At 36.4% G+C, this 12,144-nt stretch carries 18 protein-coding genes and 2 pseudogenes; 12 read left to right on the top strand and 8 right to left on the bottom strand.

Going from position 1 to position 12,144, the window contains the following annotated elements; translation table 11 throughout:
• Positions 1-208: 208 nt before the first annotated feature.
• Positions 209-361 (bottom strand): annotated as a pseudogene (locus PYW33_RS16075) (IS5/IS1182 family transposase); the annotation flags it as partial.
• A 54-nt stretch (positions 362-415) separates the two neighbouring features.
• Positions 416-1,120, bottom strand: a complete 705-nt coding sequence (locus tag PYW33_RS16070) for an IS6-like element IS1008 family transposase (protein ID WP_023278702.1) — start codon at positions 1,118-1,120, stop codon at positions 416-418.
• A gap of 64 nt (positions 1,121-1,184) precedes the next feature.
• Here PYW33_RS16070 and PYW33_RS16065 point away from each other — a divergent pair.
• Positions 1,185-1,391, top strand: a pseudogene (locus PYW33_RS16065) (type II toxin-antitoxin system RelE/ParE family toxin); the annotation flags it as partial.
• Complete coding sequence (locus PYW33_RS16060; RefSeq protein WP_000985610.1) at positions 1,392-1,673, top strand: addiction module antidote protein; 282 nt, start codon at positions 1,392-1,394, stop codon at positions 1,671-1,673.
• A gap of 86 nt (positions 1,674-1,759) precedes the next feature.
• On the opposite strand, the gene PYW33_RS16055 is transcribed toward PYW33_RS16060, so the two are convergent.
• Entirely contained in the window at positions 1,760-2,302 is a 543-nt protein-coding gene (locus tag PYW33_RS16055; protein WP_016807230.1) for a cysteine hydrolase family protein, read from the bottom strand.
• Between the two features lie 83 nt (positions 2,303-2,385).
• Positions 2,386-3,270, bottom strand: a complete 885-nt coding sequence (locus PYW33_RS16050) for an MBL fold metallo-hydrolase (protein ID WP_023278701.1) — start codon at positions 3,268-3,270, stop codon at positions 2,386-2,388.
• 132 nt (positions 3,271-3,402) lie between these two features.
• Between PYW33_RS16050 and PYW33_RS16045 the strand changes: the two genes are divergently transcribed.
• The 3 genes from PYW33_RS16045 to PYW33_RS16035 all read left to right on the top strand — a co-directional run bounded on the left by PYW33_RS16045 (position 3,403) and on the right by PYW33_RS16035 (position 5,061).
• On the top strand, positions 3,403-4,380 hold the full coding sequence (locus PYW33_RS16045; protein WP_016807245.1) for a GlxA family transcriptional regulator: 978 nt from the start codon (positions 3,403-3,405) through the stop codon (positions 4,378-4,380).
• Between the two features lie 92 nt (positions 4,381-4,472).
• A complete protein-coding gene (locus PYW33_RS16040) occupies positions 4,473-4,769 on the top strand; it encodes a type II toxin-antitoxin system RelE/ParE family toxin (protein ID WP_004647749.1) in 297 nt (98 codons plus the stop codon).
• Position 4,770: 1 nt separating this feature from the next.
• On the top strand, positions 4,771-5,061 hold the full coding sequence (locus PYW33_RS16035) for an addiction module antidote protein (protein WP_004647750.1): 291 nt from the start codon (positions 4,771-4,773) through the stop codon (positions 5,059-5,061).
• Between the two features lie 110 nt (positions 5,062-5,171).
• On the opposite strand, the gene PYW33_RS16030 is transcribed toward PYW33_RS16035, so the two are convergent.
• Both PYW33_RS16030 and PYW33_RS16025 read right to left on the bottom strand, forming a co-directional pair.
• On the bottom strand, positions 5,172-5,486 hold the full coding sequence (locus tag PYW33_RS16030) for a putative quinol monooxygenase (RefSeq protein WP_004647751.1): 315 nt from the start codon (positions 5,484-5,486) through the stop codon (positions 5,172-5,174).
• Between the two features lie 9 nt (positions 5,487-5,495).
• A complete protein-coding gene (locus PYW33_RS16025) occupies positions 5,496-6,089 on the bottom strand; it encodes an NAD(P)H-dependent oxidoreductase (protein WP_004647752.1) in 594 nt (197 codons plus the stop codon).
• A gap of 149 nt (positions 6,090-6,238) precedes the next feature.
• Here PYW33_RS16025 and PYW33_RS16020 point away from each other — a divergent pair, with 149 nt between their 5' ends.
• The 5 genes from PYW33_RS16020 to PYW33_RS16000 all read left to right on the top strand — a co-directional run bounded on the left by PYW33_RS16020 (position 6,239) and on the right by PYW33_RS16000 (position 8,968).
• Positions 6,239-7,129, top strand: a complete 891-nt coding sequence (locus PYW33_RS16020) for a LysR family transcriptional regulator (protein ID WP_035334907.1) — start codon at positions 6,239-6,241, stop codon at positions 7,127-7,129.
• Between the two features lie 141 nt (positions 7,130-7,270).
• Positions 7,271-7,516: a type II toxin-antitoxin system RelB/DinJ family antitoxin gene (locus PYW33_RS16015; protein WP_000246755.1), complete on the top strand. Its 246-nt coding sequence runs from the start codon at positions 7,271-7,273 to the stop codon at positions 7,514-7,516.
• On the top strand, positions 7,506-7,799 hold the full coding sequence (locus tag PYW33_RS16010) for a type II toxin-antitoxin system RelE family toxin (RefSeq protein WP_004647759.1): 294 nt from the start codon (positions 7,506-7,508) through the stop codon (positions 7,797-7,799). Before PYW33_RS16015 ends, PYW33_RS16010 begins: the two co-directional genes overlap by 11 nt.
• 157 nt (positions 7,800-7,956) lie before the next feature.
• Positions 7,957-8,412 (top strand): helix-turn-helix domain-containing protein, encoded by a 456-nt coding sequence (locus tag PYW33_RS16005; RefSeq protein ID WP_004647755.1) that lies wholly within the window; start codon positions 7,957-7,959, stop codon positions 8,410-8,412.
• On the top strand, positions 8,402-8,968 hold the full coding sequence (locus PYW33_RS16000) for an IS630 family transposase (protein ID WP_115736965.1): 567 nt from the start codon (positions 8,402-8,404) through the stop codon (positions 8,966-8,968). The genes PYW33_RS16005 and PYW33_RS16000 overlap by 11 nt, the downstream gene beginning before the upstream one ends.
• Positions 8,969-9,080: 112 nt before the next feature.
• Here the strand turns inward: PYW33_RS16000 and PYW33_RS15995 are convergent, their stop codons facing one another.
• A complete protein-coding gene (locus PYW33_RS15995) occupies positions 9,081-9,698 on the bottom strand; it encodes a hypothetical protein (protein ID WP_004647761.1) in 618 nt (205 codons plus the stop codon).
• Positions 9,699-9,819: 121 nt separating this feature from the next.
• Positions 9,820-10,152, bottom strand: coding sequence for an SMI1/KNR4 family protein (locus PYW33_RS15990; RefSeq protein ID WP_265588134.1), 333 nt, complete (start codon positions 10,150-10,152; stop codon positions 9,820-9,822).
• A 91-nt stretch (positions 10,153-10,243) separates the two neighbouring features.
• On the opposite strand from PYW33_RS15990, the gene PYW33_RS15985 reads away from it, so the two are divergent.
• Entirely contained in the window at positions 10,244-11,176 is a 933-nt protein-coding gene (locus PYW33_RS15985; protein ID WP_000743272.1) for an IS5-like element IS17 family transposase, read from the top strand.
• Positions 11,177-11,450: 274 nt separating this feature from the next.
• Positions 11,451-11,984, top strand: coding sequence for an SMI1/KNR4 family protein (locus tag PYW33_RS15980; protein ID WP_004647763.1), 534 nt, complete (start codon positions 11,451-11,453; stop codon positions 11,982-11,984).
• Positions 11,985-12,144: the final 160 nt, after the last annotated feature.

The following is a 12,144-nucleotide window of genomic DNA, read 5'->3' as shown; positions in this document are numbered from 1 at the left end:
CGTTGATCGGGATCGAGCGTGAAAATCACCTGTAGGTGCGCTTTCATTTCGCCCTCTCCAATCGCGTCGCTTTGCGGTTCCGGCCAAGGAAATCCTTGCAAGACTTTGTAAGACTTTGCGCTTACCAGGAAAAAATATCAAGAGTCAATGTACAGCGGCTTTGTTACACAAAGATTTGAAATGCAAAGCGCCCCTAATTGAGCCAAATTTAAGGCGTAACTTGGGTAAGTGGTCGACCTAATTCCGTAAATCTGTTGAGGACTGCTACACGTGCATGAATTTCATTCACCTGACTAGGAAAGCTTCTTGCCATTAATTTATCGCCTAATAATTTGATGCAATGCATCTTGGTTTCCACCAAACGGCACTGTTGCAAATAGAGATTTGAGTCGATGAAGTTCCTTTTTAAAAGTGCTTAGAGACCGAAAACCCTGTTGATTAGACACACTTCACCTTGAGGCTGACCATAATAAAATGACGATGCTTGTCCTTTACGTAGTGCACGCATGACTTCAATACCTTTAATTGTGGCATAAGCCGTCTTCATAGATTTGAATCCTAATGTGGCCCTGATGATCCGCTTTAACTTACCATGATCACATTCAATGACATTATTTTTATACTTAATCTGCCTGTGCTCAATATCTACTGGACATTTTCCTTCTCGCTTTAACCGTGATAAAGCATGGCCATAGGTCGCTGCTTTATCTGTATTGATGACCCGTGGAATTTGCCATTTTTTCACCGTATTGAAGATCTTTCCTAAAAAACAATAGGCTGATTTACTGTTCCGTCTAGCGGAAAGGTAAAAGTCAATCGTATGACCACGTTGATCAACTGCACGATACAGGTAAGTCCATCGCCCCTTCACTTTGATATAAGTCTCATCCATATGCCATGAATGTAAATCTGTAGGATTACACCAATACCAGCGTAAGTGTTTTTCCATTTCTGGAGCATAACGCTGAACCCAACGATAAATTGTGGTGTGGTCAACATTCACACCTCGTTCAGCGAGCATTTCTTGAAGTTCACGATAGCTGATGCCATATTTACAATACCAACGAACAGCCCAAAGAATGATTTCACCTTGAAAGTGCCGACCATGGAAGGGATTCATCTGCTGTATCTCGAAATAAATAAGATATTTAGCTTATCATGTCAGCCTATTTGCAACAGTGCCGGTTGAAGATGGAAACTTTGGAGATACTGAACCAGTCGGTGAAGGTGTCTCTGAATTACGTTTCTTCTTTGGACCTGGCTACAGGATCTATTACTGTAAGCAAGGGCAAAGGGTCGTTATTCTTTTAGCAGGCGGAGACAAGTCTACGCAAAGTAAAGATATAAAACTTGCCCTACAACTAGCACAAGATTTAGAGGAGGAGCTGTAAATGGCTATCAAACTTCGTAAATGGGACAGTGCTGAACATCTTAAAACAGAAGAAGATATGCAAGCTTACCTACAAGCCTGTATAGATGAATCTAATGGTGATGCGGCATTCATTGCAAAAGCTTTAGGGAATATTGCTAAAGCTAAAGGAATGGCTCAATTATCAAGAGACACAGGTTTAGGCCGAGAAAGTCTTTATAAAGCACTTTCTGGCGATGTAAATCCAAGCTTTGATACTGTTATTAAAGTGGTAAAAGCGCTGAATTTACGCTTAGCAATTTAAAAAAAACTAGTAAAAAAGGGAGCTTAAAGCTCCCTTTTTTAACTTCATATAACGTGTATTATGTTAATTTTAGGAAATCTTAGTCTTTAGCTAACATAATCTTCAGTTGATATTACTTGAGCATATGCAAATTCAAAAGCGGCCATTAATGTTGCATGGACATGACCAGCAGGTACTTTAACGCCATTAAATTCCAAGTCTAGTGTTGCACAAGCATCATGTATCACTTTTACCTTATAACCAAAATCAGAAGCAGCACGAACAGCAGCATCAACACACATATGCGTCATAGCACCAATCACGACTAACTCAGTCACTTGATTGCTATCTAAAATTTCTTTGAGATTCGTATTTAAGAACGCATTGATGTGATTTTTAATGATTACAGCTTCATCTTCTTGCGGCTTAACTGTGTCCTGAAATTCAATACTATTTGAGCTAGGTTCAAATATAGGAGATTCAGCATCAGCAATATGTTGCACATGAATCACTTGAGTACCGTCTTGACGTGCTTTCGTAATTACTTTCACTGCATTAGCAGCAGCTTGTTCAATATTTACCAATGGTAATTTACCTGTAGGTAGATATTCATTTTGTAAGTCGATAACTAATAAAGCTGATTTTGACATACCTATTCCTTTACTTAACTAATATTTGTTTTGTTCTACTTATGTTTTAAAGAAGTGGAATGCTTCCACTTCTTTAAGTCACTTTAGAAAGAAAGCGTTTCACCATCGATAGGAATTAAAACCTTATCTTGGATTCCTTTGTCCTTTACGTAATCTGCAAGCTCAGCACGTGTTACCGACATGTGGTTAATTGCATCCATGTGAACAGCAACCACTTTAGCATTTGGTGCTTTCTGAGTTGCATGATAAGTATCTTCTTTGCCCATAATAATGGATTCTTTAGAGCCATCAACCAAGGCGTTACCTGTATTCAAGACAATCACATCAGGTTTAAATGTTTGAATCGCTTGATCAACTTCAGAACGCCAGATGGTATCTCCTGCCACATAAACAGTTTCATGGCCAGCAGCTTCAAATACCACACCCATTGCTTCACCTAATCCAGCTTTAAGCTTAGGAATACGGTACATGGCATCAGTACCGTGTTGACCACCAGTTTTAGTGAGCTTAATCCCTTCAAAGGTCGCTTGAGTTAATACACGAACATCTTTGAAGCCTTGTGACTGAATGATTTTCTGGTCTTCTTTATTCTGTACAAACAACGGCATGTTTTTCGGAATAGTCGCTTGTGCTGCATCATCCCAATGATCTAGATGGGTATGGGTCACGATTACCGCATCTACACCTTCTAAAATCGTTTCGGGCTTGATAGGCAAATCGACTAATGGGTTCCGTAAATAGCTACGATGAGTATCAGGAAAACCTTCATAGAATCCTTTTTTAGCAAACATTGGGTCAATTAAAAAAGTCGTATCAGCATAGGTTACTTTAATCGTTGCATTGCGAATTTCTTGTATATGCGTAACTTTAGAAGTATCTCGCTGAACCACCTTATCATTCGCATATAAATGGACTGAAACCATTGCCAGAGAGAGTGCGATAACAGAGCTACTTAAAATTTTATTCATGTTCCAGATCCAATCATTTAGTCATACTCGAATCATGATAGGAAAAATTAAGCAATAAAATTGTCCTTAAGGACAATCATCGAAACTATTGGGACAACATGCTATATTTATTATTTTAGAGAGGTAGATTGAATGGCTATACCAGTGATTGGATTGTTCGTATATCCCAATATAAATCCATTTCACTTCTCTATCCCCCATATCATTTTCAATATCAAGATTGAAGATAAACGCTTATTTGATCTGAGAATTTTTTCTATAGATGGCCAACCCGTAAAAACAGAACAGTCTATGATGATTATCCCTGATGGGGGGATCGAACTTATTAAACAATTGGATCTTATTATTATTCCTGGATGGGATGATTTTAATTACAAACCTGAAAAAGTACTTATCGATGCCCTAAATTGTGCATATCAAGCTGGAATTAGAATTGTAGGGTTATGCTACGGAACTTATGCATTGGCATATGCAGGGCTGCTTGACCATAAAAAAGCAGCTACGCACTGGATGGCTGAACAGGATTTTAGTGAACGATTTCCACAGGTTCAACTTGATAATGACGCCCTGTATGTAGAAGACCAAAGGATCGTAACCTCTGCTGGAACAGGCGCAGCGTTAGACTGCTGCTTGTACTTGGTACGTGAAATCTATAATGCACGAATTGCGAATAAAGTTGCTAGAGTAATGGTGATCCCGCCTCACCGTGAAGGTGGGCAAACTCAGTTTATTGAACAGCCAGTCGCAGAATCGAGCCAAGATGCACAAATTAACCTATTACTTGATTTTTTAAGAAAGAATTTAGCCTTACAACATAATATTGAAAGCCTCGCTGAACGGACACATATGACACGCAGGACGTTCACACGGCACTTTAAGAAAGCGACAGGTATGACCTTAGTCGATTGGCTGAATACTGAAAGAATCAGATTAAGTTGTGAACTTTTAGAAGCGACAAACTTGTCTATCGAAAAGATAACCGAGCTTTCAGGTTTTAATAATACTGTGTCATTTAGAAAGAATTTCCGTGAAAAATATGGCACCAGCCCTCAGGCATGGAGAAAAGCTTTTGGGATCATTAATGAGAATAATCCGCCCCATTTAACATAATGGCTGTTATACGAAATTAATGGATGTTCATATAGATTACTTGCATATTGTATTCGATCGAATACAATATAGTGAGAAGAGAAGGAATCCTCATGATTGAAATTAAACGTCTGCCAGAATTTGATGAATGGTTGGATGGCATTAAAGACAATATGACCCGTATCCGCCTGAATCGTCGATTAGATAAGGTTCAACGTGGAAACTGGGGAGACATTAAACCTCTCCAAGATGGCGTTTGGGAAATGAGAGAATTCTTCGGTTCTGGATGGAGGATGTATTACATCCAACATGGTGACGTTGTGATTGTAATGCTTGGTGGTGGAGATAAATCAACTCAACAACAAGACATCGATCGTGCAGTCAAACTATCGAAAACGTTGGAGGATTAAAATGGTTAAAGTAGCTGATTTACCAAGTTTTGATATGGCTGAGTCACTCAAAACTGAAGAAGACATTGTGATTTATCTCAATATGGTTCTTGAAGAGAATGATCCAGCTGAATTAGCTCATGCACTTGGTGTTATTGCTAAAGCTCGTGGCATGACTCAAATCGCTAAAGAAGCAGGGATTGGGCGTGAGGCACTCTACAAAGCCCTACGTCATGATTCAGCACCACGTTTTGATACAATTAATCGTGTAGTAAATGCTTTAGGCTTAAAACTCACAGTACAACACGCCTAAAGCTTTAAAAAATATAGTAAAAATGGGAGCCAAAGGCTCCCATTTTTAGATTCCTATAACGTGTATTATGTTAATTTTAGAGAAACTCATAAATGAATATAATAATTTGATTAAAATCCATTCTCTAAAATTCGGATATCAACACCAAGCACATCATCTTTTATCTTAAAGTGATGTTCTTGCATATGTACGGTTGCAAGGTGGGCATCTAAATGTTTGATACTTTTCCATTTTTCCAACATAACGACTGTATTTTTCAATGGCGCCTGATAAGACGCATGACTCTCATGATTAATAAGTAATTCGTAGCCAAAACAACCATCTTCTTCAAGCACTGTTGGTGTGATCTCCTTGAATGAATTGATTACATGTTGCAGATGCTTTGAACCGGGTTTTACTTTAATTTCAGCAATAATTGTTAACATCATTTACCTCTATATCACTGATGCAGAAAAATTACGGATCAAATGTTGGCGATAGTCATCTTTTATTTGTGGTAAGTTTGGTGCTTTGATGACGTCATGAGCAATAAATGTTGACATGCTTTGCATACCAAGAAACTCATTGGCTTTTCGAAAAGGCAAATAAACCCCATCTACACCTCTCCCCTCAAAAAATTGTTTTGGATCAGTAAATGCTTCAGCAGGTGCATTCCAAGTTAATGACAGCATAAATTTTTTGCCATGCATTAAGCCTCCCGAACCATATTTTTTAGAAGTATCCGAACGTGAACGACCATCATTAGCGTATATATGACCATGACCTTCAGTAAATACATCATCAATATATTTTTTTACTGTCCATGGTGCACCCATCCACCAGCCTGGCATTTGATAAATAATAGCATCAGCCCAAAGATATTTTTTTACCTCCTCTTTTGGATCAAAAGCACTATCAGCACGCGTAACTTTAACTTTATGACCTAATTTGGTTAACACTTCTTCTGCTAAAATTGTCAAGGTATCATTCAATTCACCATTAGAATGAGCAAAAGTTTTAGCACCATTGATAATTAAAATATTATTCATCTTCATCCCAAATTGAATAGAGAAGTACAATATAAATTTAAGATCCATCAACATAAATGCAATTATTAACAAAACATTATTGATTAATTGTTAATAATTAAAATTAATATATAATTAAAAATGATTTTTTATTAATGATTTACTTAGATATGAAATCTACATTTGATGAACTTTTAGTATTTGTTACGATCGCTGATTGTGGCTCTATAGTGAAAACAGCAGAACAATTAAATCAAACAACATCTGCTATCAGTCGCACATTACAACGCCTCGAAAAAAAATTAAATGTTAAATTAATCGAACGTACAACCCGTAGCCTTAATCTTACCTATGATGGAAAAATTTTTTTAGAAAGAGCAAGAAAATTACTTTCTGATTTGAATGAAGCTGAAGAGTTGTTAATTAATCCAGGTACTGAACCTACAGGCTTAATTAAAATAGATTCAGCAACACCGTTTGTATTGCATGTAATTATTCCATTAATACCAGAGTTTATAGAACGATATCCAAAAATCAGTATTGAACTAACTAGTCATGATCATGTAATTGATTTATTAGAGCATAAAATAGATGTTGCTATACGATTTGGTGATCTAGAAGATTCAAGTCTCTATGCAAAATTATTATATAAAAGTCGTTTGTATATCGTTGCTAGCGCTGAATATCTCAAAAAAAATAACTTACCAAAATCTATTATTGAGTTAAATCAACATAGATTATTAGGATTTAGCCATCCTTTGCATTTAAATAATTGGCCAATTTATATAAATGATCAACTATATAAAACTTCACCATCTATTACAGCTTCTAATGGCGAAAGTGTTCGTCAACTTGCTTTACAAGGCGTAGGAATCGCTTGTCTCTCTGAATTTTTAATTTTAAAGGATATAAAAGAAGGTAAATTAATTGCTTTATTTGAAGATGAAATAAAGATTCATGAGCAAAAAATCCATGCTGTCTATTACAAAAAAAATTATATACCTAAGAGAGTTAGATTATTTATTGATTATTTATATGAAAAATTACAACAGCTTAATTAATTTTAAATGGATTTTTCAAACCAGAGTCTGAAAAATCCACCAAATCACTACCCATTTAACATAATGGAGGTTATGCGAAGTCGACTTGTAATGCAATTTGCATTACACTGTTCCTAGTACATTAAATACTTGGGAAATATGATGGCTACTGTTAACTTCAGGATCGATGAAGCCCTTAAAGAAAAATCTTATTCAATCCTTAAAGAGCAAGGTATTGCACCTACGGATTTCTTCACTAGTATTCTTGAGTATGTTGCTACGACTGGGAAACTGCCTGTCAAAAAAGCTTTGCTTTCGGAAGAAGATGAAGAATTATTAGCTCTTGTCCGTAAGCGCATTAATGATCCTAAAGAGATGTTTGAGGAAGTCACATTAGATGACTTATAAGCTTTTACGTCACAAGGACTTTACAGCAGAATGGGAAAAACTCCCTGTTGCTATACGAGATCAATTTAAAAAGAAACTAGCCAAAGCCATAGAGCAGCCACATATTCCAAAGAATATGCTTAGAGGCGATCTTGCAGGTTGCTATAAAATCAAATTATTAAAAGCTGGTGTCCGACTTGTCTATCAAGTTAAAGATGATCAGGTAGTTATCCTGCTCATTACCGTCGGAAAACGAGCTGATAGCATAGTTTATGACGAAGCGAAAAAGCGAATTAAAGACTAAAAATGGGAGCTTATAGCTCCCATTTTTGGCTTCGTATAAGAGATTTTATGTTAAATATAGTCTCAGGCTAATAATTTAAACTATCTGCATGTTCTTGTAAGTTGACAAAAATAACTAATGATGCGAAAAGGTTTTTTTAGTTAACAGATGTTCACACATGCCTAGAATTGTTTCTGTACCACTTAGTTTAGAACAGCGAGAACGACTCATTTTTCTGGTCAAGCATGCAAAACATTGGCGTGAAAGGCAACGTGCCCAAACTATTCTCTGGCTTTCCGAAGGTAAAAGTGTTGCGGAAGTTGCCACTCTACAAGAACGTATCCCAGAAACCATAAGGCTACAACGCCGACGTTGGGAATTGTATGAGTTTGAATCGATTAAAGAAGGTCATCGCTCAGGTCGACCCAATACATTGATCTCAGACTATCAGGCGAAAATCCTAGATTGGGTCAATACAAGTCCACTCAATGCAGAACAAATCCGAGTCAAACTACATGAAGAATACGAAGTGTCCGTGTCTGTTGAAACCATTCGTAAGTTTTTACGTGATTCAGGTATGGTCTTCAAGCGTACCCGTCATAGCTTGAAAAAAAAGAGATCCGATTGCATTTGAACAAGCAACACAGCAGATTGAAGAATTACGAGAGCAAGCGGCACGTGGTGAAATTATATTAGGTTATGTTGATGAAACAGGATTTTCATCTACACCTGATAACCGCTATGCGTGGACAAAGATAGGTGATGTTCATGCGGTTGATGCAATAAGATTAAAACGAGTTAATGTCATGGGGTGTTTGCTTTCAACGGGGAAACTGGTGACAAGCTGTTTACAAGAGTCAGTGAAAAGCACTTGGTTTTATGCCTATTTAACTGGAATAGCTCAACAAGTAAAACAGATGTATAACCTTCCATTGGTTCTTATTGCTGATAATGCCTCGATTCATAGAAGTAAAAAGATGGCTGATTACAGAGAGCTACTTAAAACTAACTTTTCGACGAATCTGTATTTTATTCCAGCTTATAGCCCTGAGTTAAATCGAATCGAGATGGTATGGAAGCAGATGAAATATTATTGGCGAGATTTTCAAGTCATGACAGCTGACAAAATAGAGCAATGGGTGGAGAAAGTATCAAACCAATTCGGAAAAGAATACATGTTTACTTTTTAATGACAACTTATAAATCTACCATCTATTCTCGTTAGTACTATACAAGTCATTACTATTCCAAGTAGGCCACTAAAATTATCTTTGATAAAGTGCTATTAAAAAAATTATAAAATTAATATTTTCCTATTTTTCTCAGTTCTTCCATACGTTCTTGTACTTTTTTAGGTACAAGATGCTTTTTATAATAATCTGTTTCCCAGAATTCCTCGTGGGATAACCCACCTCTCATTAATTCACTTAATTTGCTCAATGGCTTATCAATTTCAGGATAATCAACTTCACTCCAATAAAAACCCGTAAAAAAAGAATGAATATAACCAGATAAATCAAATGGTTGATCGATTTTTTTCTGAATTGCGACATCATAAACAGGTTGATATACTTTTATTATTGGATTAATAAGACTTTCACTCCGTTCAATACAGTTCAGAATTTCTTGCTCACCCCATTCAGGTCTATAGGGTGCTATAGTTTCCCTAATGGTTCTCTCAGATTTCCAATCTAATAATGCCTGCATAAATTCTTCGGCTGCTATTTTAATCGCAACCTGATTCAATACAATCAGCTTGTTTTTTAAGATTTCTCGTATTTCAACTCTACGTTGTTCTTCCTGTTCAGCCATTTTACGCATTCTCTTTCTTGCGAAATACACTACTAAAATTCTGTATAATCCATATAAAACTATCCATAAAATCGTAATGATAATAATATTAACAACCCAACTATTCATATTAGTTCACCTTAATCTGTATGCCTGTTAGGAATTGTGAGTTATAAGTGGCCTACTTGGATAGAATAACTGGTAGACCACGAACAGGAATGGGTGGCCGACTTATTCAGTAATATGCAAACTATCTTAGTAAACTCAAAAAATTATCAAAACTATCAGATACTTCTACTAATTTTAATTTGGGTTGTCCATGTTGATCTTTAATATACTGATCATGGTACATAAGAACTACTTTCGGATTATTAACGTCAGATCTGTAGTCAAATCCGATATAGTCACCACAACCATTTAGTCCAAAAATGACTATCCTATCCTGGCCATATATATCCTGATCTTGACAGTTTTCAATATGATCACCGCCTAGCTCTTTTCCAAAGCAACAAAATCCTATGCTAGATTCTCCAATCTCATTATTAGAATCAGAATATTCAAAACTATTCTCAATAAATTGCACCCCATTGTGACAAGTCATCAGATTTTTATAACTCAGAGGCTTTGTTGCACAAACCTATCTGTAAAGGCTTTTTCAGCGATATAATTTTCAAATGAAGAAGCCTACACACAAAATCTACCGCACAACCAATTGGCCCGCATATAACCGAGCACTCATGAGTCGCGGAAATATTGCCATTTGGTTTGATCCTGCTACGCAATGGTATGCTCCATCAAAAGGCAAACAAGGGCGAAATCAAACCTACTCCGACGCAGCTATCCAATGCTGCTTAATGATTAAATCCTTATTCCGTCTATCTTTACGTATGGTCACTGGCTTTGTGCAAAGTCTGATTAAACTTTGCGGATTAAATTGGACCGCACCAGATTACAGTACGCTTTGTAGAAGACAAAAGCATATTGATATTGCAATCAGCTACCAAAAAAGTAGCGATGGGCTGCATCTACTCGTAGACTCTACAGGCATGAAGTTTCTAGGTGAGGGCGAATGGAAACGCAAGAAACATGGAGCTGAATATCGTCGCCAATGGCGTAAACTACATATTGGTATAGATGCCAAAACCCTACAAATACGCGCTATTCAGCTCACAACCAATAATGTCAGTGATTCACAGGTGCTTGGTGATTTACTTAATCAGATTCCACAAGATGAGCAGATTGACTCTGTTTATACCGATGGAGCTTATGACACCAAGCAATGCCGTCAGGTCATTGCAGATCGGCAAGCACATGCGGTGATTCCACCTAGAAAAAATGCGAAACCATGGAAAGATACAAAGAGTAGCTCGCTAGAGCGAAATGAATTACTTCGAACAGTTAAACGTTTAGGCAGGACATTATGGAAAAAATGGTCAGGCTATCATCGGCGCAGTTTGGTGGAAACCAAGATGCATTGCATCAAATTATTAGGCGATAAATTAATGGCAAGAAGCTTTCCTAGTCAGGTGAATGAAATTCATGCACGTGTAGCAGTCCTCAACAGATTTACGGAATTAGGTCGACCACTTACCCAAGTTACGCCTTAAATTTGGCTCAATTAGGGGCGCTTTGCATTTCAAATCTTTGTGCAACAAAGCCTAACTCAGAGGGAAATTAATTTTCTTATCTTGCTCAAAATTTTCTATGACCTCTACATCGATTGGTCCGAAGTCATACATAATATTTAAATTTTGATAAGGCATTTTGGCTTTAACTTGTTAAGAGTAAGAGATGTTTGTTTGTTTCTAGTTCATATAACAGCCATTATGTTAAATGGAAATTCCTAATTTATACTATGAAAAAATTAATTGAGTAGATTAAATGAATATTGATGTAAGCAGAGATCATGGCCTAATTGATAGAAAAATTATTGAAAATTATGCTAAGTCTATTGGTTATAAATTTCCTAAGTCTTATGTTGAATTACTCAGTAAACACAATGGATTAACACCTCAAAAGAACTATTTTGAGTTTTTAGATCATAACAACGAGATCACAGATAGAGACGTATATTTTTATAGCTACGGATATGAAGAAATCGAAATTTGGGATGAAGAAGATCGTATAAAGTATGAGGATTCCATCAAAAAATATGAAGCAATTGAATTAAATCAGCCTGATGAAGACATGTATGAATTTATGGATAAACACATAGTGATTTTTGGAAAATGTGCAGGTGGTGACTTACTAGCTTTTGATTACAGAGACGAGCTTAATACTGATGAACCACCTATTACTCTGATTTATCATGATGACCTTATCGAAATATCACCAACTGAAAATAAGTTGAGAACTATAAAATTAGCAAATAACTTCACTTCTTTTATGGCGTTATTGAAAGAGGATAATTTTTAAATTTCCCTAAAATTAACATAATACACCTTATACGAAATGTATGATATTTCTTATTATATATCAGTATATTAAATTAAGCCGTTCTGGAGTATAGGGCACCAGAACGGCTTTTTATTGATTATTCATGTTCCACGCTTATTTACCAACCAATGTTCCACGG

It is taken from the genome of Acinetobacter lwoffii, from assembly GCF_029024105.1.
Lineage (GTDB): Bacteria > Pseudomonadota > Gammaproteobacteria > Pseudomonadales > Moraxellaceae > Acinetobacter > Acinetobacter lwoffii.
Note: the sequence above shows the minus strand (reverse complement) of the source record. Positions and strands in the feature narration are given on the sequence as shown.